The 20,683-nt window shown below is 65.3% G+C and carries 21 protein-coding genes; 14 read left to right on the forward strand and 7 right to left on the reverse strand.

What is annotated here, in order from left to right:
* Window positions 1-166: 166 nt before the first annotated feature.
* From U4Y91_RS26325 to U4Y91_RS26340, 4 genes are all read right to left on the reverse strand, one after another.
* On the reverse strand, window positions 167-1,471 hold the full coding sequence (locus U4Y91_RS26325) for an MFS family transporter (RefSeq protein WP_321807584.1): 1,305 nt from the start codon (window positions 1,469-1,471) through the stop codon (window positions 167-169).
* A gap of 74 nt (window positions 1,472-1,545) precedes the next feature.
* Window positions 1,546-3,024, reverse strand: a complete 1,479-nt coding sequence (locus tag U4Y91_RS26330) for an aldehyde dehydrogenase (protein ID WP_321807541.1) — start codon at window positions 3,022-3,024, stop codon at window positions 1,546-1,548.
* Window positions 3,025-3,161: 137 nt separating this feature from the next.
* Window positions 3,162-3,755, reverse strand: a complete 594-nt coding sequence (locus U4Y91_RS26335) for a thiamine pyrophosphate-dependent enzyme (RefSeq protein WP_044846917.1) — start codon at window positions 3,753-3,755, stop codon at window positions 3,162-3,164.
* Window positions 3,755-4,291: a thiamine pyrophosphate-binding protein gene (locus U4Y91_RS26340; protein ID WP_044846918.1), complete on the reverse strand. Its 537-nt coding sequence runs from the start codon at window positions 4,289-4,291 to the stop codon at window positions 3,755-3,757. Before U4Y91_RS26340 ends, U4Y91_RS26335 begins: the two co-directional genes overlap by 1 nt.
* A gap of 96 nt (window positions 4,292-4,387) precedes the next feature.
* Here U4Y91_RS26340 and U4Y91_RS26345 point away from each other — a divergent pair, with 96 nt between their 5' ends.
* Complete coding sequence (locus U4Y91_RS26345; RefSeq protein ID WP_044846919.1) at window positions 4,388-5,320, forward strand: LysR substrate-binding domain-containing protein; 933 nt, start codon at window positions 4,388-4,390, stop codon at window positions 5,318-5,320.
* Between the two features lie 18 nt (window positions 5,321-5,338).
* Here the strand turns inward: U4Y91_RS26345 and U4Y91_RS26350 are convergent, their stop codons facing one another.
* Window positions 5,339-6,289, reverse strand: coding sequence for a LysR substrate-binding domain-containing protein (locus tag U4Y91_RS26350; protein ID WP_321807542.1), 951 nt, complete (start codon window positions 6,287-6,289; stop codon window positions 5,339-5,341).
* Between the two features lie 128 nt (window positions 6,290-6,417).
* Between U4Y91_RS26350 and U4Y91_RS26355 the strand changes: the two genes are divergently transcribed.
* The 11 genes from U4Y91_RS26355 to U4Y91_RS26405 all read left to right on the forward strand — a co-directional run bounded on the left by U4Y91_RS26355 (window position 6,418) and on the right by U4Y91_RS26405 (window position 17,809).
* Window positions 6,418-7,275, forward strand: coding sequence for a MaoC family dehydratase N-terminal domain-containing protein (locus U4Y91_RS26355; RefSeq protein ID WP_415750499.1), 858 nt, complete (start codon window positions 6,418-6,420; stop codon window positions 7,273-7,275).
* A 31-nt stretch (window positions 7,276-7,306) separates the two neighbouring features.
* A complete protein-coding gene (locus U4Y91_RS26360; protein ID WP_321807544.1) occupies window positions 7,307-8,464 on the forward strand; it encodes an acyl-CoA dehydrogenase family protein in 1,158 nt (385 codons plus the stop codon).
* Between the two features lie 14 nt (window positions 8,465-8,478).
* Entirely contained in the window at window positions 8,479-9,657 is a 1,179-nt protein-coding gene (locus U4Y91_RS26365) for a CaiB/BaiF CoA-transferase family protein (protein ID WP_321807545.1), read from the forward strand.
* Between the two features lie 101 nt (window positions 9,658-9,758).
* A complete protein-coding gene (locus U4Y91_RS26370; protein ID WP_321807585.1) occupies window positions 9,759-11,147 on the forward strand; it encodes an MFS transporter in 1,389 nt (462 codons plus the stop codon).
* 315 nt (window positions 11,148-11,462) lie between these two features.
* Window positions 11,463-11,972 carry a DUF1269 domain-containing protein gene (locus U4Y91_RS26375; protein WP_321807546.1) on the forward strand — a complete coding sequence of 170 codons (510 nt, stop codon included), beginning with the start codon at window positions 11,463-11,465 and terminating at the stop codon, window positions 11,970-11,972.
* 415 nt (window positions 11,973-12,387) lie between these two features.
* A complete protein-coding gene (locus tag U4Y91_RS26380; RefSeq protein WP_321807586.1) occupies window positions 12,388-12,900 on the forward strand; it encodes a hypothetical protein in 513 nt (170 codons plus the stop codon).
* Between the two features lie 315 nt (window positions 12,901-13,215).
* Window positions 13,216-14,370, forward strand: coding sequence for a c-type cytochrome (locus U4Y91_RS26385; protein ID WP_321807547.1), 1,155 nt, complete (start codon window positions 13,216-13,218; stop codon window positions 14,368-14,370).
* A gap of 13 nt (window positions 14,371-14,383) precedes the next feature.
* Window positions 14,384-16,144: a cytochrome c oxidase subunit I gene (gene ctaD, locus U4Y91_RS26390; protein WP_321807548.1), complete on the forward strand. Its 1,761-nt coding sequence runs from the start codon at window positions 14,384-14,386 to the stop codon at window positions 16,142-16,144.
* Window positions 16,141-16,755, forward strand: coding sequence for a cytochrome c oxidase subunit 3 (locus U4Y91_RS26395; RefSeq protein WP_321807549.1), 615 nt, complete (start codon window positions 16,141-16,143; stop codon window positions 16,753-16,755). The genes ctaD and U4Y91_RS26395 overlap by 4 nt, the downstream gene beginning before the upstream one ends.
* Complete coding sequence (locus U4Y91_RS26400; RefSeq protein ID WP_321807550.1) at window positions 16,752-17,459, forward strand: heme-copper oxidase subunit III family protein; 708 nt, start codon at window positions 16,752-16,754, stop codon at window positions 17,457-17,459. Before U4Y91_RS26395 ends, U4Y91_RS26400 begins: the two co-directional genes overlap by 4 nt.
* An 8-nt stretch (window positions 17,460-17,467) precedes the next feature.
* Window positions 17,468-17,809, forward strand: a complete 342-nt coding sequence (locus U4Y91_RS26405; RefSeq protein WP_044846931.1) for a cytochrome C oxidase subunit IV family protein — start codon at window positions 17,468-17,470, stop codon at window positions 17,807-17,809.
* A 210-nt stretch (window positions 17,810-18,019) separates the two neighbouring features.
* On the opposite strand, the gene U4Y91_RS26410 is transcribed toward U4Y91_RS26405, so the two are convergent.
* Complete coding sequence (locus U4Y91_RS26410; RefSeq protein ID WP_321807551.1) at window positions 18,020-18,622, reverse strand: hypothetical protein; 603 nt, start codon at window positions 18,620-18,622, stop codon at window positions 18,020-18,022.
* A 110-nt stretch (window positions 18,623-18,732) separates the two neighbouring features.
* On the opposite strand from U4Y91_RS26410, the gene U4Y91_RS26415 reads away from it, so the two are divergent.
* Window positions 18,733-19,119, forward strand: coding sequence for a hypothetical protein (locus tag U4Y91_RS26415; protein WP_321807552.1), 387 nt, complete (start codon window positions 18,733-18,735; stop codon window positions 19,117-19,119).
* A 122-nt stretch (window positions 19,120-19,241) separates the two neighbouring features.
* Here U4Y91_RS26415 and U4Y91_RS26420 read toward each other — a convergent pair whose 3' ends face one another.
* Window positions 19,242-19,541, reverse strand: a complete 300-nt coding sequence (locus tag U4Y91_RS26420; RefSeq protein WP_321807553.1) for a hypothetical protein — start codon at window positions 19,539-19,541, stop codon at window positions 19,242-19,244.
* A 402-nt stretch (window positions 19,542-19,943) separates the two neighbouring features.
* Here U4Y91_RS26420 and U4Y91_RS26425 point away from each other — a divergent pair, with 402 nt between their 5' ends.
* Entirely contained in the window at window positions 19,944-20,681 is a 738-nt protein-coding gene (locus U4Y91_RS26425) for a hypothetical protein (RefSeq protein WP_321807587.1), read from the forward strand.
* Window positions 20,682-20,683: the final 2 nt, after the last annotated feature.

Below are 20,683 nucleotides of genomic sequence, written 5' to 3' on the forward strand. Positions count from 1 at the left end.
CGCGTACGTCGGTTGCGGTGAGGATGTGGCGCACGCGTCTGATGCGCGCGGAGACGGCGAGCCGCGTCGGGTTTCCGTGCCGCTCGATCGGCATGAACTGCCCGAGCGTCGAAACCCGAACCCGCAGCCTGCCGCCTCGCTGACGCATTCGCGTACGCTGCCATCGTCAATCGCGCAGATAGCCGTCGGTCGCCGGGTCCCGCATCCGGAACGACGCGAGCGCGGCAATCGCACCCAGTGCACTCACGTACCAAAAGAATGCGGATTCGATACCGGCTGCCTTCAACGAAAGCGCCGCATACTCCGCCGACCCGCCGAATGCCGCATTGGCAATCGCGTAAGGCAACCCGACACCGAGCGTCCGCACTTCCGCCGGAAACATCTCGGCTTTCACGAGACCGCTGATCGAGGTGTACAGGCTCACGACCGCCAGCGCGGCGAGAATCAGGACGAAAGCCCACAGTGGATCGTGGACGGACTTCAGCGCCACCATCACCGGAACCGTGCCGACCGTTGCGCCGACGCCGAACATCAGCATCGACGCCCGGCGCCCGATCCGGTCGGACAGCGCGCCGAACGCCGGCTGCATCACCATGAACACGACGAGCGCGGCGGTCATGATTGCACTCGCGGTCTTCGCCTGCATTCCGACGGTGTTGACGAGGTACTTCTGCATGTAGGTCGTAAACGTGTAGAACACCAGCGAGCCACCGGCAGTGAAACCCAGTACCGTTACCACGGCCCGGCCGTGCCCGCGCAGTCCTTTCAGCGTGCCCGCATCGGCCCGGTTGCGCGCATGCGCGGTCGTGGTCTCGTCGAGCGAACGACGCAACCTCATCGCGACAACCGCGCCGAGTGCACCCAGCGCAAACGGAATGCGCCAACCCCATGCGATCAGCTGATCGTGCGAAAGCCACTGCTGAAGCGCGACTACCACGACCAGGGCGAGCACCTGCCCGCCGATCACGGTCACGTACTGGAACGACGCGAAAAAGCCGCGCCGTCCCGGCTCGGCGATCTCGCTCATGTAGGTCGCGCTGGTGCCATATTCCCCGCCGACCGATAGCCCCTGCATGCAACGCGCGGCGAGCAGCAGCGCCGGCGCGAGCGCGCCGACTTGCGCGTACGTCGGCAGCACGGCGATCGCCAGCGACCCGCCGCACATCATCAGCACCGACAGGACCATCGCCCGCTTGCGGCCATGGCGATCGCCGATGCGCCCGAACAGCCAGCCGCCGACCGGGCGCATCAGAAAGCCGGTCGCGAACACGCCGGCCACATTGAGCAGCTGCGTCGTCCTGTCACCGGCAGGAAAGAACGCATGCGCAAAGTACAACGAGCAGAACGAATAGACGAAGAAATCGAACCACTCGACCAGGTTGCCCGACGAAGCGCCGACGATCGCCCGAATGCGTCGCCGGGAATCCGCTGGCGCGCCGACCGCGTTCGGCCGCAGGGTATTGGTTTCCATTGCTTGGTGTCTCCAGATCCATGTTGTCCCGCGGTCCGGTCTGATGCCGCGTCGGGAGGATTTGCGTACCGCTGCTAGCGCATCACGAACGGATTCCCCGTCGGCGCGCCCGTGTTGATCCACACGCTCTTCGTCTGCAGGTATTCGTCGATCGCGCCGATGCCGTTCTCGCGTCCGAGCCCCGAATCCTTGTAACCGCCGAACGGCGACATGAAGCTCACCGCGCGATACGTGTTCACCCACACGGTGCCCGACTCGATGCGCTCGGCCATCCGGAACGCGCGGCCGATGTCGCGCGTCCACACGCCCGCGCCGAGCCCGAAGCGCACGTCGTTCGCGAGCGCGACGGCCTCCTCTTCCGTATCGAAGCGGATCACCGACAGCACCGGCCCGAATACCTCTTCCTGCGCGATGCGCATGTCGTTGCGCACGCCGGTGAAGATCGTCGGCTCGACGAACCAGCCGTTGCCGCATTCGGCACGCGCCGCCGCGTGGCCGCCGAGCGCGAGCTGCGCACCTTCGTTGCGTGCAATGTCGATGTAGCTCAGCACCTTGTCGTATTGCGCCCGCGTCGTGACGGGGCCGACCTGCGTGCCCGCATCCATCGGGTCGCCCATCCGCGCGGTGCGTGCGAGCGCGACCACGCGTTCGACGACCTCGTCGTGGACTCGCGCTTGCACGAGCAGCCGCGAGCCCGCGATGCAGGTCTGGCCGGTCGCGGCGAAGATGCCCGATACCGCGCCGTTCACCGCATCGTCGAGATTCGCATCGTCGAACACGATGTTTGGCGACTTGCCGCCGAGTTCGAGGCTCACGTGCTTGAAGTCGCGCGCGGCCTGCTCGTTGATGCGGCGCCCGGTCGAATCGGCGCCGGTGAACGTCACCTTGCGCACCAGCGGATGCGCGACCAGCGCACTGCCGACTTCGTTGCCGAAGCCGGTCACGACGTTGACCACGCCGCGCGGAAAGCCGACCTCGTGCAGCAACTCGACGAACTCGAGCGTCGACGCCGACGTGAACTCGGACGGCTTGATCACCGCCGTGCAGCCGGCCGCGAGCGCGGGCGCGAGCTTCCACGCGAGCAGCATCAGCGGCGAATTCCACGGCGTGATGATCGCGACCACGCCGAGCGGCTCGCGTCGCGTGAAATTGAAGTAGCCAGGCTTGTCGAGCGGGATCACGTCGCCCTGGATCTTGTCCGCGAGGCCGCCGTAATAGCGATACCACTGCGGCAGATACGTGAGCTGACCGCGCATCTCCGCGTACAGCTTGCCGTTGTCGCGCACCTCGATCGCGGCGAGGCGCTCGGCGTGCTCGGCGATGCGGTCGGCGAGCCGGCACAGCAGCTGGCCGCGCGCGGTCGCGGACATCTCGCGCCATGCGCCGGCGACGAACGCACGATGCGCGGCGCGCACCGCGACATCCGCATCGGCCTCGTTGCCGCGCGCCAGCTCGGCCCACGGCTGGCCGGTAAACGGATTGTCTGTGTTGAACCATTGACGGCTGTCGGGCTCGTGCCGTTCGCCGTCGATCAAGTGAAGGTAGCGTTGCATGTCCGGCTCGCTGAAATCGGTGTGAATCGCCCGGACCGCTACCGGATGCACGCATTCGGCAGCGGTCCCGGCACGGCGGTCGCCGCCGTTCGACGGGAACGACGAGATTGCGTCGAACGACGGCGTGTGAAGCGCGCTCAGAACGGCGCGTAACCGAGTGCTTCGCGGAAGCGGTTCTTCACGTACACGCCGTCGCGCGGCGGCAGCGCGCGCGGCGGCTCGTCCGCGCGGATGTGAACCTGGGCAAACACCGGCCCGCTGCGCGCATTCACGCGCTCGACGATCTGCGTGTAGTCGCGCGCGTCGCGTACCGCGAACGAATCGGCGAGCCCGAAGCCCTTCGCGACCGCAACGAGATCGGTGCCGAGGCTCGAATGGCTCTGCTGCATGCCGGTTTCGCCGTAATGACCGTTATCGAGCACGACGATCGTCAGGTTGTTCGGCTGCTTCGCTCCGATCGTCCCGAGCGCGCCGATCCCCATCAGCTGTTCGCCGTCGCCGGTCACGACGATGACCGGCTTCTCCGGCTGCGCGAGCGCGAGGCCGAGACCGAGCGCCGCCGCGCCGCCCATCGCGCCCCACAGATAGAAATTGCCGACGCGATCGCCCGCCGCGAACACGTCATACGAGGCCGAACCGAGGCCGCTGACGACGAGCGCGTCCGGCGCGCCGGCCAGCAAGTTCCGGACGAACGCACGGCGCTCGATGGTCTGGTTTTGTTGCTCGCTCATTATTTCCGCTCCCACTTCTTGCGACCGATCAGGCTCTGCGACAGCAGCACGGCAACCTGCTCGCCGGCTTCGAAGGCGGCGTCGAACCCCGCACTGACGATTTCCTCGACGTCCTCCGGGCGGTCCGCGCGCAGCACCGTGATGCCCATCAGTTCGAGCGCGGCCTGCGTCGTCTTGCCCATCGGACCCTGCCACGGATTGAATTCCGCGTATTCGCCGCGCATCGTCACCAGCGTGAAGAACGGAAAATTGCAACTGCGTAACAGCGAGAACATGTTCACGCAATTGCCAACGCCGCTGCTCTGCATCAGCAGCACCGCGCGCTGGCCGCCGAGCCATGCACCGCTCGTCAGCGCCACGCCTTCCTCCTCGGTGGTCAGCGCGATGGCTGCGATTTCATCGTCCGCGATCGCGCTGCGGATCACCTGCGTATGTCCGGCGTCCGGCACGTAGGCGATCTGCTTCACGCCGCCGGCCTTCAGAACGGAAAAGATGGACGTCTGCCATGCCGGCTCATGTCCCGTTGCGGTACTCATCGGTTGCGCTCCTTCACGAAGTTGTTTCAGGAATCATAAAATGCGATTACTCTCACGCAGAAATAGAGTTTCCTGATACACGGATCACGATTCGGCATGGACATCAAGCAATTGCGCGCGCTGCTGGCCGTCGCGGAAACCGGCAGCGTCACGCGGGCAGCCGACGTGCTGCACATCGTGCAGCCCGCCGTGTCACGCCAGTTGAAGCTGCTGGAGGAGGACGTCGGGATCGCGCTGTTCGAGCGCGGTCGATACGGGATGGAGCTGACGGAATCCGGCGAGATCCTGGTCGAGCATGCGCGGCGCGCGCTGCTCGAGCTCGACCGCGCGCGGGCGGAAATCCAGCCGTCGGACGCGCGGATCTCCGGCATCGTGACGATCGGCCTGCTGCCGAGCACGGCCGACCTGCTGGCCAGCCCGCTGCTGACCGCCGTGAAGGCGCGGCATCCGTCGGTCAGCCTGCGGGTGTCGGTCGGCTACGCCGGCCATTTGCGCGACTGGCTCGAAGCCGGGGAAATCGACGCGACGCTGCTGTACAACCCGAAAGCCACGCCGACCATCCAGGTGCAGCCGCTGCTCGGCGAGAGCCTGTGCGTCGTCGGGCCCCGCTCGTCGGACCTCGCGCCCGACCGGCCGCTCGCGCTCGCGGACATCGCCGCATGGCCGATGATCCTGCCGAGCGCGCCGCACGGCATCCGCAACATGCTGGAGCAGGCGCGCCCGGGCGCCGGCGCGACGCTCGACGTCGTTGCGGAAACGAATGCGATGAGCGTGCAGAAGAGTCTCGTCGCGCGCGGGCACGGCTTCACGATTCTGCCCAGCATCGCGGTCACGGAAGATATCGCGCGGGATGCGCTGCGCGCGGCGCCGCTGTCCGATCCGGGGCTGCAGCGCACGATCGTGCTGGCGTTGCCGAATACACGCCGGATCGCGGCGGCCGTGCGGGCGGTTACCGCGCTGCTCGTCGACGAGATGCGCGCCGCGGTCGAACGCGGCGACTGGCCGTCCGCGCACTGGCTCGCTGACTGAACCCGCGCAGGTCGCCCGTCACGACGGCGCGGATTCGCCTTCGCGCAGCGTGATGCCCGTCCACGCGCCGCTTGCGGCCAGTTCGCCGATCAACTCGACGATCGCTTGCCGCACGGCGAGCGCGGCAGAATTGACGGGAGACGTGTTCGACCAGCACAGGCTCGCGGGCCGGCGGATCTCCGGCTCGACGATCCGGCGCATCTTCGGCCGGCTGGACGGCTCGCGCGACGCCAGCGCGGACGCCGGCAGGATCGTGCACGCGAGACCCGACTGCGCGAGCGAGATCATGGTCGGCAGCGAGTCGATATCCGCGATGATGTTGAGCGGCACCTCCTCGCGCGCGAACGTTCGTTCGAGCAGCAGGCGCAGCCCGTTCTGCACGCCCGGCGCGACGAGCGGCACGCCGGCGAGCGACGCGAGCGGGCAGGTCCGCGCGCGCGACGGCACCGCGCCGCCCGGCTCGCCGAGCAGGTGCAGCACCTCGTCGAACAGCGGCATCGCGGTGATGCCGGTCGTGTTGGATTCGCGGAACAGGATCGCGAGGTCGAGCCGCCCGTTCGCCAGCAGCTCGTTGATGAAGCCGCTCATGCTCTCGATGTACTGCAGCCGGATGCCCGGATAACGCGCCCTCACGCGCTCGAACAGCGGCACCGCGAGGATCGACGTCATCGTGGTCGGGAAACCCACCGCGACCGTGCCCGACTCGCTGCCTGCGCCTTCCCGCACTTCCTGGCGCAGCTGCTCCATCTGCCGGAGCACGAGCCGCGCATGGCGGTACAGCGCCTGCCCGGCCGCGGTCGGCTTCACGCCCTGCGGGCTGCGCACCAGCAGCGTGACGCCGATGTCGCCCTCGAGCTTCGCGATCTGCTGGCTCAGCGACGGCTGCGCGACGAACAGTTTTTCGGCCGCTTTCCCGAGGCTCCCGTATTCCACGATGCTGACGAAGTAACGGAGCTGGCGGATGTCCATGGCGGTTCGGTCGATGCGAAAGCCATAGGATACCCCTATGACCGGTACATTCAAACGGTATTTCCGCCGCGCCTGCGCTTCACCTAAAGTCACTTCATGCCAAGTCAGAACAGCCGGCCCGCCCGGCGATGGAGGTGACAGTGAATGCTCCCCGGTCGCATGCCAGCGACGATGCCCAACAGGTCGCGACCGACCTGATCAGCGCCGAACGTGCGGTCGCCTTCGCGGCCACGCTCGACCATCCGGTCGTTCCCGCCGTGGGCGACGCGTTGCTGCCCGCCTGGCACTGGCTGTATTTCTGGTCGATCGCGCAGCAGGCCGAGCTCGGCCCGGACGGCCATCCGCGCAAGGGCGGCTTCCTGCCGGATCTCGGGCTGCCGCGGCGCATGTGGGCCGGCGGCCGGCTGACGTTCGAACGCCCGCTGACGATCGGCGCGATCGCGACGCGCACGTCGCGCGTGCTGTCCGTCGAACGCAAGGAAGGCCGCACCGGCACGCTCGGCTTCGTCACCGTCGAGCACGTGATCGAATCCGCGGGTGAAGTCGCGATCCGCGAGGAACACGACATCGTCTATCGCGGCGCGGCCGCGCCCGGCGCCGCCGCGCCCCCGCCGAAGGCCGCGCCCGACGCCGCGCAATGGCAGCGCGACATCACGCCCGACGAAGTCATGCTGTTCCGCTATTCCGCGCTGACCTTCAACGGCCATCGCATTCACTACGACCGCACCTACGTGCGCGACGTCGAAGGTTATCCGGACCTCGTCGTGCACGGCCCGCTGATCTCGACGCTGCTGCTCGACCTCGTGACGCGCTCGCTGCCCGGCGCGACGATCGTCGAATACGCGTATCGCGCGGTGCGGCCGACCTTCCTCGGCGACACCTTCAGCGTGTGCGGCCGCCTCGCCGACGACGGCAAGACCGTCGACCTCTGGGCAAAAGATCACGACGGCTGGCTGACCATGTCCGCGACCGCGACCCTCGCATAGCGCCCATTCCAGGCATTCCCCGATACGAAACATGAATCCGACCGACGCGTACCAAGACATTCGCGAAGCCGTTCGCGACCTGTGCGGCGAATTTTCCGCCGAATATTTCCGCAAGATCGACGAGGAACGCGGCTATCCCGAAGCGTTCGTCGATGCGCTGACGAAAGCCGGCTGGCTCGCCGCGCTGATTCCGCAGGAATACGGCGGCTCGGGCCTCGGCTTGACCGAGGCATCGGTGATCATGGAGGAAATCAACCGTGCGGGCGGCAACTCCGGCGCGTGTCACGGCCAGATGTACAACATGGGCACGCTGCTGCGCCACGGCTCGACCGAGCAGAAGCAGCGCTATCTGCCGAAGATCGCGAGCGGCGAGTTGCGCCTGCAGTCGATGGGCGTGACCGAACCGACCACCGGCACCGACACGACCAAAATCAAGACGACGGCGGTACGCAAGGGCGATCGCTACGTGATCAATGGCCAGAAGGTGTGGATCTCGCGCGTGCAGCACTCCGACCTGATGATCCTGCTCGCGCGCACCACGCCGCTGTCGGACGTGCAGAAGAAGTCGGAAGGAATGTCGATCTTCATCGTCGACCTGCATCACGCGATCGGCAACGGGATGACGGTGCGCCCGATCCCGAACATGGTGAACCACGAGACCAACGAGCTGTTCTTCGACAACCTCGAGATTCCCGCCGAGAACCTGATCGGCGAGGAAGGTCGCGGCTTCAGGTACATCCTCGACGGACTGAACGCCGAGCGCACGCTGATCGCGGCCGAATGCATCGGCGACGGCTACTGGTTCGTCGACAAGGTGTCGCAGTACGTGAAGGATCGCGTCGTGTTCGGCCGCCCGATCGGCCAGAACCAGGGCGTGCAGTTCCCGATCGCCCGCTCGTTCGTCAACGTCGAGGCGGCGAGCCTGATGCGCTTCGAGGCCGCGCGCCGGTTCGACGCGCACGAGACGTGCGGCGCGCAGGCGAACATGGCGAAGCTGCTCGCGGCCGATGCGTCGTGGGAAGCCGCGAACGCGTGCCTGCAGTTCCATGGCGGCTTCGGCTTCGCGTGCGAATACGACGTCGAGCGCAAGTTCCGCGAAACGCGCCTGTACCAGGTCGCGCCGATCTCGACGAACCTGATCCTGTCGTACGTCGCCGAGCACATCCTCGGCCTGCCGCGTTCGTTCTGACGGGAGTGACGAACATGCGCCCACTGGAAGGCATCAAGGTCGTCACGTTCGAGCATGCGATCGCCGCGCCGTTCTGCACGCGCCAGCTCGCCGATCTCGGCGCGCGCGTGATCAAGGTCGAACGGCCGGGCGTCGGCGATTTCGCGCGCGGCTACGACGAACGCGTGTCGGGGCTCGCGTCGCACTTCGTGTGGACCAACCGCTCGAAGGAAAGCCTCACGCTCGACGTCAAGCAGCCCGCGGCGCTCGAGGTCGTGCACAAGCTGCTCGCGGATGCCGACGTGTTCGTGCAGAACCTCGCACCCGGCGCGACGCAGCGGCTGGGTCTCGACTACGACACGCTGCGCGAGCGCTATCCGCGGCTGATCGTCTGCGACATTTCCGGCTACGGGCTCGACGGGCCGTTCCGCGACAAGAAGGCGTACGACCTGCTGATTCAAAGTGAATCCGGATTCCTCAGCATTACCGGCGCCGACGGCGAGCCGGCCAAGGCCGGCTGCTCGATCGCCGATATCGCCGCCGGCATGTATGCATATACGAACATCCTCGCCGCGCTGATCGAGCGCGGACGCACCGGGCGCGGCCGGCACATCGACGTGTCGATGCTCGAAAGCATGGTCGAGTGGATGAGCTATCCGCTCTACTACGCGATCGACGGCCAGTCGCCGCCGCGGCAGGCCGGCGCATCGCACGCGACGATCTTTCCGTACGGCCCGTTCAGGGTCGGCGACGGCAACACCGTGATGCTGGGCCTGCAGAACGAGCGCGAATGGAAGCGCTTTTGCGAGACCGTGATCGGCATGCCCGAGCTGGCGGCCGACGAGCGCTTCGGGTCGAACAGCCGCCGCGTCGCGAATCGCGACGCACTTGCGGCCATCATCGTCCATGCGTTCTCGACGCTGACGTCCGCCGACGTGATCGACCGGCTCGAGCAGGCCGGCATCGCGAACGCGCGGATGAACGACATGCACGGCGTCTGGACGCATGCGCAACTCGCCGCGCGGCATCGCTGGACGCGGGTCGACACGCCCGCCGGCGAGATTCCCGCCCTGCTGCCGCCCGGCGTCGCGCCGGGCGACGATCCGCGCATGGACCCGGTGCCGGCGCTCGGCCAGCATACCGACGCCGTGCTGCGCGAGCTCGGCTATGCCGATGAACAGATTCACACGTTGCACGCATCCGGTGCCGTCTGACCGGGCCTTGCCGCGCTGATCGAAGCGCGCCCCTCACCCACGTTTCGAAGCGTCTCCGCGTCCGGCCACGGACGCGAGAGCGCCACATGACTGGAGACATCATGGCGAACACCGTCAATGCCGCCGGCCGGCTCGACCGGCTGCCGATTTCAAGGTTTCACTGGAAGATTCTCGGACTGATCGCCGGCGGCGCGTTCCTCGACGCGTTCGATATCTATCTCGCCAACGGCTCGGTCGCGGCGATGGTCAAGGAGGGATTCACCGACCTGCGACATGGCGCGATGTTCGTGTCGTCGACGTTCGTCGGGATGATGATCGGGGCGTTCGTCGCGGGTTACGTCGGCGACCGGCTCGGGCGGCGCTATTCGTATCAGCTCAATCTGGCGGTGTTCGGGCTGGCTTCAATCGCCGCATGTTTCGCGCCCGATATCGAATGGCTGATCGTGCTGCGTTTCATCATGGGGATCGGGCTGGGCGCGGAACTGGTCGTTGCGGCCGGGACGCTCGCCGAGTTCGTGCCGCCCGAGACGCGCGGCAAGTGGGTGTCGCTGCTCGCGATCATCACCAACAGCGGGCTCTTCGCGGCGCTGGCCGCGGGGTACTGGATCATTCCCTATCTCGGCTGGCGGTACATGTTCGCGTTGGCTGGCGTCGGCGCGCTGGTCGTCTGGTTCATGCGCAAACGGATGCCGGAGTCGCCGCGCTGGCTCGAATCGGTCGGGCGGCTCGACGAGGCCGAGGCGACGCTCGCCGCGATCGAGCAGGAGGTCGGCCGGCAGGTCGGCACGCTGCCGCCCGTGCGGCGCACCGTCGACCTGCATGTCGGCAAGGTGCCGCTCGGCGTGCTGTTTTCGAAGGGGATGCGGGGCCGGACGATCGTCGCGGCGTTGACCGCGATCGGTGTGAACGTCGGGCTCTACGGCTTCATTGCGTGGCTGCCGACGTTCTTCGTCACGGAGGGATTGTCCGTCGTCAAGTCGCTCGGGTTCGTGTTCCTGATGTCGATCGGCTCGCCGGTCGGCGGGTTGATCGGCTATCTGATCGCGGATCGGATCGGGCGGGCCAAGGGCATCGTGATCGCGTCGATTCTCAGCATCGCGCTCGGCTGGCTGTATGTGTCGCTGCGAGATACCACCGCGATCATCGTGGTCGGCTTCTGTCTCGTCAGCGCGATCTACACGATCACGACGCTCGGGCTGTTCGGCTACATTCCCGAACTGTTCCCGACCGAAGTGCGGCTGCGCGGCACCGGTGTCGCGGGAATGTGCGGACGGATGTCGTCGATCGGCACGCCAGCGCTGGCCCTGGCGCTTTACCAGGCGTTCGGCGTATCGGGCGTGATCGCGATGGTCAGCGCGACGCTCGGCGTGCTGTGTGTCGCGATCGGGCTGCTGCGCGTCGAAACCGGACGGCAGGCGCTGGAGGAAGTCGCGCCGGGGACGCACGACGCGGAAGACGCCGCGGTCCACTCCGGCGTCAGGCAAGCCTGATTGCCGGCGGGCGGGCCGCGGCGAACATTCAGCGCTCGCGGCGAGCGGCGGTGCGACGGCCCGGACAAGCAAGGGTTCCGCGTGGATTTCCTCTGATCTCCGCGTTCGCCCCTTCTTCAAGCGCACCCGCATGTTGAACGACTGCACTGCCGCGACAATCGCGCGTCAGACAGCAAGGTTCAAGCTCGCCGTGGCGCGCGAAGGTCCGCCCCGTCCATATGCCTGTGACGCACATACGCGCACATACGCTCACGTAGCGCGCCGCCGATGCTGACATAAAATAGAAGCTATTCCTGACTGAAAAAGGGGGCCGACATGAGGCGCCTCTATTTCCTCGTACCCGACACGCAGATGGCGAAGGCGATCGTGGATGACTTGCTGCGCGCGCGCATCATCTGGCGCCATATCCATGTCCTCGCCAACCACAGTGTCACGCTCGAAGAGTTACCCGAAGCGTCCTTGCTGCAAAGCAGCGATGTCGTGCACGCGCTGGAGCGTGGCGTCGCACTCGGCGGCGCGACGGGCGCGCTGATCGGCCTCATCGCGCTTGTGTTCCCGCCTGCCGAGCTCGTGATCGCAGGCGGCGCCGTCGTCGCATTGACGGTGGCGGGTGCGGGCTTCGGGGCGTGGACGGCCGCGATGATCGGCATCGCCGAGCCGAACGCGCGACTCGAGCGATTTCGGGAGGCGATCAAGGAAGGCCAGATCCTGATCATGGCCGACGTGCCGGCATTGCGAGAGCAGGAAATCGAGCAGATGATCGCCCAGCATTTTCCGAAGGCGGATCTGGAGGGCGGCGAGCCTACGTCACCGGTTTTTCCCTGACACGCGGAAACCGGCATGCACGGCGCCTGGGGCCGCCCCGCATCGAGCGGGTCGGCAGCAGGCAAGGGTGAAATCGGCATCCGTCCACACTGAAGATTTGTCGGAGTACTTACTTTACCCTGGCACGCCGGCACGAGGACCATTCGTGACGGCCTCCCTGTCCTTTTGGCGTTGCATCCAGTCAGATGCCCGTGACCGCGCAACGCCACGGCCTCCGTTCCCCTGTCGCGCCGCCGACACCCGCCGCACGCTGATCCAGAACGGAACGCCGAACTGCCATACGACGCGCAGGGTTTTTGCACCTTGCGTTGCCCCCCATATCTGCCATTCTGAATCGAATAGCCGACGAATTTCCGACGCGCGTGGCGCGTGCTGAACCCGAGTGCCGAAGCTGAACCGTCAGCAAGGAGGTCGTATGGAACTGCACATTCAATCGCACCATTGGCAACGGCGCATGCCGGACTGGCTCGCCGCGGCCGTGGCCGGGCTTGCGGGCGGCGCCCTGGTGATCGTGCTCGAATTCTTCTGGTCGACCATGGTGCTCGATGAAAGTCCGTGGCAGCCGACCCACAAGATCGCGGCGATGGTGATGGGCCGTGGCGCGCTCGAACAGATGTCGGTGTTCAGCTTCAGCATCGTGGGAATGGCACTGCTGTTGCACTACGTGCTCGGCGCCATCATGGGGATGATCCTCGCCGCGATCATGGCGCCGTTCCGCTTCGATTCGAGCGTCGGCATGGAGGCCGTCATCGGGCTGGCTTTCGGGATCGTCGCGTACGTATGGAACTTCTACGTGATGACCGCCGTGTTCCCATGGTTCATCTCGGAGCGGGGATCCGGACCGTTGCTGGCCAACCTGCTGTTCGGCGTGGTCACCGCCGTCGTCTACGGCATGCTCGAACGGCGCAAGCGGAACGCGATGCACTGACGTGCCGTTGCTTCGCGCCGCGCGAGACGGCTGCCTCGACAACCCATGCCGGAGGCGGCCGTTTTGCTTGTCGTCGCGGCAGGCGGCGCCGTCAGTGGTGCGATGCGGGTATGGGGTGCTTCGCTCCTTCCCGTTGCGCCGCCTTGCACGATGCAAGGGAGCAGACTACCTTTTCTTTAGCGCCGCCGACGACGCTTGGCGAATCGGTCCTGGTGCATTGCCGGCAAACAATCACACGAAATGCGGCAAGGCGGCACGACGATGCCAGGAGCGCCGGTTGGCGGCTCCGGCGAGTGACGCGCGGCGAGGCGGCTCATGGTGCTTGCGATTGCCCTGATCGTGATCATCGCATTGGCGGTGGGGTTTCACTTTGCCAGTCCCTGGTGGATCACGCCGATCGCGTCGAACTGGGTGCGCATGGACGACATGCTGACGATCACGCTCGTCATCACCGGCGCATTCTTCATCGCCATCAACCTGTTCATCGCGATCGCGCTGATGCGCTACCGCCATCGCGGCGGGCATCGCGCGGCCTACGAGCCGCACAACAGGCGGCTCGAATGGTGGCTGATCGGCCTGACCGCCGTCGGCGTGGCGGCGTTGCTGGCACCCGGTCTGTTCGTCTACGCGGACTACATCCGGCCGCCGCACAACGTGCTGCAGATGGAGGTGCTCGGCCGGCAATGGCAATGGCGCTTCCGCTTCGCCGGCCCCGGCGGCAAGCTGGGCACGACGGACGTGCGCTTCGTCAGCAGCGACAACCCGTTCGGCCTGAACCCCGCCGACCCCAACGGCCGCGACAACCACCTGATCGAAACGCCCGAGGTCCACCTGCCGCTGAACCGGCCGATCCAGGTCCTGACACGATCGCTCGACGTGCTGCACGACTTCTATGTACCGCCGTTCCGTGCGCGCATGAACATGGTGCCCGGCATGGTGACGACCTTCTGGTTCACGCCGACCAAGGCGGGACGTTACGACATCCTGTGCGCGCAGCTCTGCGGGATCGGGCACGCCAGCATGCGCGGCGTGGTGGTGGTGGAAGACGAAGCCTCGTTCTCGCGCTGGCTCGCGCAGCAGACCACCTTCGCGCAGCGGCAGCAGGCCAAGGTGCAGGCCGCGGCGGCAACGCCAGGCGGCAGCGCCCAGGCGCTTGCCGACCAGGGCAAGGCGCTCGCCGCGGCCAAGGGCTGTTTCGCCTGCCATACCGTGGACGGCAGCCCGCGCGTGGGCCCCACGTGGAAAGGCCTGTACGGCAAGACCGAAACGATGGCCGACGGCAGCACCGCGAAGGTGGACGAGGCCTATCTGCGCGCCTTCATCCGCGATCCGGCGGCCCGCGTCGTGAAGGGCTATTCACCCATCATGCCGCATTTCGACCTGAGCGATCAGGAGCTGACCGCGCTGGTGACCTACATCGAATCGCAAGGCGGCCCGGCTGCCGGCAGCACGGCCAACCGCCAACCCTAGCGGAGCAGACGCAATGCCCTACGCGCACCTCGACCACACCCCGAAAAGTTTCTGGACGCGCTATGTCTGGAGCCAGGACCACAAGGTCATCGCCGTGCAGTATGCGCTGACGGCCATCGCCATCGGCCTGGTCGGCCTCGTCCTGTCGGACCTGATGCGGTTGCAGCTCGGCTTTCCCGGCAAGTTCAGCTTCATCGACGCCAACCACTATTACCAGTTCGTCACCATGCACGGGATGATCATGGTGATCTACCTGCTGACCGCGCTGTTCCTGGGCGGCTTCGGCAACTACCTGATCCCGCTGATGCTGGGCGCGCGCGACATGGTGTTCCCGTTTCTCAACATGCTGAGCTACTGGGTCTACCTGGTGGCCGTGCTGGTGCTGGCGGCGAGCTTCTTCGTGCCGGGCGGGCCGACCGGCGCGGGCTGGACGCTGTATCCGCCCCAGGCCATCCTGCCCGGCACGCCGGGCGTCGAATGGGGCATCGTGCTGATGCTCGTGTCGCTGGCGATCTTCATCGTCGCGGCGACCATGGGCGGCCTGAACTACGTCACCACCACGCTGCAGGCGCGCACGCGCGGCATGACGCTGATGCGCATGCCGCTTACGGTGTGGGGCATCTTCATCGCGACCATCATGGCGCTGCTGGCGTTTCCGGCGCTGTTCGTGTCGGCGGTGATGATGCTGCTCGACCGGACGCTCGGCACCAGTTTCTTCATACCGGCCGTGGTGTCGATGGGGCAGTCGCTCAAGCACGCCGGCGGCAGCCCGCTGCTGTTCCAGCACCTGTTCTGGTTCTTCGGGCATCCGGAGGTCTACATCGTCGCACTGCCGGCCTTCGGCATCGCGTCGGACCTCATCAGCACCCACGCGCGCAAGAGCATCTTCGGCTACCGGATGATGGTCTGGGCCATCGTCATCATCGGCGCACTGAGCTTCGTGGTCTGGGCGCACCACATGTTCGTCGCCGGCATGGATCCGTACTTCGGTTTCTTCTTTGCCACCACCACGCTCATCATCGCCATCCCGACCGCCCTCAAGGTCTACAACTGGGTGCTGACGCTGTGGCGCGGCGATATCCACCTGACCGTGCCGATGCTGTTTGCCATCGGCTTCATCAGCACCTTCGTGCTGGGCGGGCTGACCGGGCTCTATCTCGGCAACGTGAGCGTGGACATTCCGCTGTCGAACACGTACTTCGTGGTCGCGCACTTCCATATGGTGATGGCCGTGTCGCCGATCCTGGTGGTGTTCGGCGGCCTTTACCACTGGTATCCGAAGGTGACGGGCCGCATGCTCGACGACAGGCTCGGGCGCGCGCACTTCTGGATCACCTTCCTCGGCACGTACGCGATCTACTTCCCGATGCACTATCTCGGCATCCTCGGCATGCCGCGGCGGTATTACGCGTACGAGGGCTACAGCTTCATTCCGCATTCGGCGCAGACGCTCAACACGTTCATCACCGTCGTCGCGCTGATCGTGGGGGTGGCACAGTTGCTGTTCCTGTACAACCTGGCGTGGAGCCTCGTGCGCGGCAAGCGTGCCGACGGCAACCCGTGGCGGGCCACCACGCTGGAATGGCAGACGCCGCAAACGCCGCCGGTACACGGCAACTGGGGTGCCACGCAGCCGGTCGTCTACCGTTGGGCCTACGAATACAGCCCGCCGGGACAGGAGGACGACTTCGTCCCGCAAAATCAGCCGCCCGCGACGGCGCCGGAGCAGGAACCGGCCCACCCGACGCTTCAACCCGGCGAGGCACGCAAATGACCACGTTGCCGCGCGCCTTCGTTCCCGACACGCCGCCGCCCGTCTTGCCGAATGCGAGCCGCGTCGGCCTGATCGTGTTCATGGCCGTGGCAACGGCCTTGTTTTCATTGCTGCTGCTCGCCTACGGCATGCGCATGCGCGAGCCCGACTGGCAGCCGATCCCGCATCCGGCGCTGCTGTGGTGGAACACCGGCGCGCTCGCGCTGGCCAGCGTCGCCATGCAGCGTGCCCGGCAGCTGACCGGGCATCGCGTGGCGTGGCTGGTGGGCGGCGGCGTGCTGGCCGCCGTGTTCGTGATCGGGCAACTGACCGCCTGGCGCATGCTGTCGGCGGCCGGGCAGACGGTCACCGTCAATCCTTCCAACAGCTTCCTCTACCTGCTCACCGGCCTGCACGGACTGCACGTGCTGGGCGGGCTGGCGGCCTGGGCCGTGACGATCGCGCAACGCCGGCGTGCGGATCCGTTCCGCGCGCAGCGCGCCATTTCTCTGTGCGCCCTCTACTGGCATTTCCTGCTGGCGGTCTGGCTCGTGCTGCTGGCGGCAATGTGGTGGCTCACCCCCGCGGTTGTCGCCGCCATCTGCGGACCGCTGTATGGAGCCGCGCCATGACCTCGCCCCCGCTCCCGCCCGAATCCGCCGCCACCCCGCCCGCCGACGCCGGGCCTGACGGCTGGCGCGGCATCGTCACGGACTGGTCGGCCGACCGCGAAGCCTTCAAGGTGCCGTGGGGCAAGGCGATGATGTGGATCTTCCTGCTGTCGGACACCTTCGTGTTCAGCAGCTTCCTGATCGGCTACATGTCGGTGCGCATGTCGACCACGGCGCCGTGGCCCGACCCGTCCAAGGTGTTCGGGCTCACCGTGGCAGGCGTCGAAGTGCCCTTGCTGCTGATCGCGATCATGACGTTCACGCTGATCACCAGCAGCGGCACCATGGCGATGGCCGTGAATTTCGGCTATCGGCGCAATGCCCGGCGCGCCGCCGCGTTGTTGCTGGCGACCGCGCTGCTCGGCGTGACCTTCGTGTCGATGCAGGCCTTCGAATGGACCAAGCTGATCCTCCATGAAGGCATCCGTCCGTGGGGCAACCCGCTGGGCGCCACGCAGTTCGGCGCATGCTTCTTCATGATCACCGGGTTCCACGGCTTTCACGTGACCTGCGGCGTGATCTACCTGCTGCTGATCGCACGCAAGATCCTGCAGCCGGGGTTCACCGAGCACGGCAACTTCCAGATCGTCGAGATCGCCGGCCTGTACTGGCACTTCGTCGACCTGGTGTGGGTGTTCATCTTCGCGCTGTTCTATTTGTGGTGAGGCAGGCCATGGACCACACCGATCCCGCCGATCGACCCGACGCCGCGCACGGCCAGCAGCACCCGATCGGCATCTACCTGAAAATCTGGGGCCTGCTGTTCGTCCTGAGCACGTTGTCGTACCTGGTCGACTACTTCAAGGTGCAAGGCGTGGTGCGCTGGGTGCTGATCGTCGTGCTCATGATCGCCAAGGCCGGGCTGATCGTGTCGATCTTCATGCACATGATGTGGGAGCGGCTGGCGCTGGTGTACGCGATCCTGATACCGCCGCTGTGCCTGCTGGTGCTCATGGTGCTGATGGCGGCCGAGGCGCATCACACGTTCGGCATGCGGGCGCTCTTCTTTCATTGATCGCGTCACCGGTTCGTTCTTCCGGCGACCAACGCTTCGGATCACGTACGATCCGGCTCGGCTCGAGGAGGGGGATGGGGACAACGCGCGCCTGGCGCGTGCTCGCGTGCAGCCGAACACGTGGAATTAAACGCTGGCCAGCACGCAGACATGTGCGACGAGAGGATGCGCACTGCTGAGAGCAGCGCGCATCCCCCCGGAGGGCGGCGATCAGTAAGCCGCCACCTTTTCGGTATTGCGTCGTTCCACGGACGTCCTGGATTTCGCCACTGCCGTGATGAAGAACATGGTGGCGATGCCACCGGCGATCAGTGCCGGGTAAGCCGCCAGGATCTGGATCAGGGAATACTTCCAGCTCAACGGGCGCCCGACGCCAAGCATTGCCGCATAGAACCACGAGACGGCGGAAATCACGCCCGCGAAAATGGCAACCATGCGCCGTTCGAAGGAAAGCTTCAGCAAGGATCCCGCTTTCCGCAATGCCGGCAGGACCGCGGAGTGCAACGCGATACCGTTGAAGGTCAGCAACGCGACGATGCCGATCTTGGCCTGCAGCTTGGGATTGCCGAGATACCGGAGACCCTGGGTCCGCATATCGAACGCAATGATCGCGATGCCGGTGATCCAGAGAATCGTCAGCGCCCACGTGACGGTGCGCTGCAGGCTGGCCAGATGAACCTGGGCAGGATCGGTAGGCGCGTCGGTATCCAGCAGTTGCCTGACCATCGCAATGTCACTGGTCAGCACGAGACCAATCGCGACACAGCAGGCAATGAGATGAACATAGACGATTCCCATTCGTACGAATTCCATTTTCTGTCCTTTATCGGCGCGGTGCGCAAAGTTAAGTTGTACCGTCGTGAATCTGGGTGAATTCCGTCGATACACATTTAGGATTGCGACGCAAACATCAAAATTCGATCATGGATTCCGCTATCAAGCTGGCTCCAGTTCGGCATGACATGAACAACGTGGTGAGCCCATTCCGGTGCGTCGGGTCGCAACAGGCTGAATGCAGTCGAACCGATACCCATCACGAGTTCGACCACTTGATCAAGCCCGCACGGCGTGCAGACTTGCAGTGTCGGGTGGCTGACCACCCGGTATCCGGCATGCGTGACTTGCAGATTGAAAGGTCGCCCGACTGCCGGATGCTGCTGGGCGACGGGCAAAATTTAAAACAGCGAGCCCTGACGAATCAACCCGACTTGTTACGAAATGCAAAGGACGTAACGAGCGCTAAATGGGCTGAGAGAAGGGTCGGACCGGGCGCAATTTCTGCTGATACGGTGTATGCGGGATTGTTCTGACTTGGATTCTGGCACTTATTGACGGGTCACGTCTTTTTACATTTCGGCAGTAAATACTAAAGGGGTCGCAGTTCGCAATGCATATTGCGAAACTTTCCTATGCTGAATAGGCAAATTCCCGGTCATTCTGGATAATATCGAGCATTGATTTTCTCAGACGAAACGCCGACAGCATCGGGCATTGATGCACCGATCAGTGCCTGAAAATCTGCGCGGTTTGCCGAGCGATCTCCCGTCTCTTCCTTCGCGTCACGCCGTCTGGCGGGGCTGAGCGTCAAACCGGCGGTGCCGGCGCAGACGCCGACAGGGTCGGCACGGCCAAAATCGGATGGCCCGGATTTTTTAGGGTATGGTTCGGCAATAAATCGAAGCGGATCGTGCGATCGGTCGAAAGAATATTTTTGACGACTGGCGACAGGCAAAAATCGCAGACGTCAAAAATCAAAAATACCCTGATCGCCCGAAATCAAACCCATGCCTTGCGAATAACTTTCGATCAAGGTCGAGAAATCCCGCCGGATCGAGATTCGTCGTCGATGGCGGCTGAAGAAGTCGAGCCTCATTCGCAAAGCGCCGCTCATGAGTCGGTTTGAGCGTTCGCCAAACGCCGCTGCAACGTGCGCGCGCGTCGAGCGCGGTCGCCCCTCGGATTGCCTTCCCCCGGCAGTCCCCGTCGAATCCGGGAATAACCGTCGTGTGCTCACGGTATTGCAGGAAACACGAACCGGGTGACCACTATGGACATCATCGACACGGCCCATGCATCGGATACCAAACAGGAATCGCCCCCGGTGCGCACACCGCACCGTGAATCGAAAGTCCGGATGCAATCCGTGCTGCGCGGTTTTCAACTCGGATCGGGCGTGGTGCTGCTGACCTATCTCTTTCTGCACCTGATCAATCACGCACTCGGAATCTGGTCACTCGAACTTGCCGGACGCGGTCTCGTGTTGGCGTTGCGGCTCTGGCGCAGCGCACCGGGGACGTTCGTGCTGTACGGTGCAGCTTCGCTTCATTTTGCGTTGGCGTTGCACACGATATACGGGCGTCGCCACTGGGCACTGCCGCCCGCCGAATGGCTCCGCCTCTGGGCAGGCCTCAGCCTGCCGCTGCTGCTGATCCGCCACGCGGTGACAACCCGGCTCGCCTCCTCGCTCTATGGCTTCGAGCCTGACTACGTGCGTGTCGTCACCGTGCTGCTCACCAGCGGCACACAGGGCCTTCAACTGGCACTGCTCGCGCCCGGCTGGATACACGGATGTCTCGGACTGTGGTTCCGCTTGCGTCACCATCCGTGGGCATGCCGCGTCAAACCCGCGCTGCTGGCACTCGTCGCCCTGTTGCCATTGCTCTCCGCAGCAGGCTTTGTCCATATGATGCGCGTCGTCGAGGCAAAGGGCGCCCTGTTTCTGTCCCCCGATCCGAAACTGGTTTCACACCAGCTCGCCCTTGACGCGTGGCGTCACCACCTCGTCACCCTCTACGTGTGCCTGATCATCAGCGCGTTGATCGCGGGCCTGTTGCGCAACCGCCTTGAACGTCGAAGATTGCAGAATGCATGACG

The organism is Burkholderia sp. BCC1993, from assembly GCF_905339865.1.
In the GTDB taxonomy this organism is placed as follows: Bacteria; Pseudomonadota; Gammaproteobacteria; order Burkholderiales; family Burkholderiaceae; genus Burkholderia.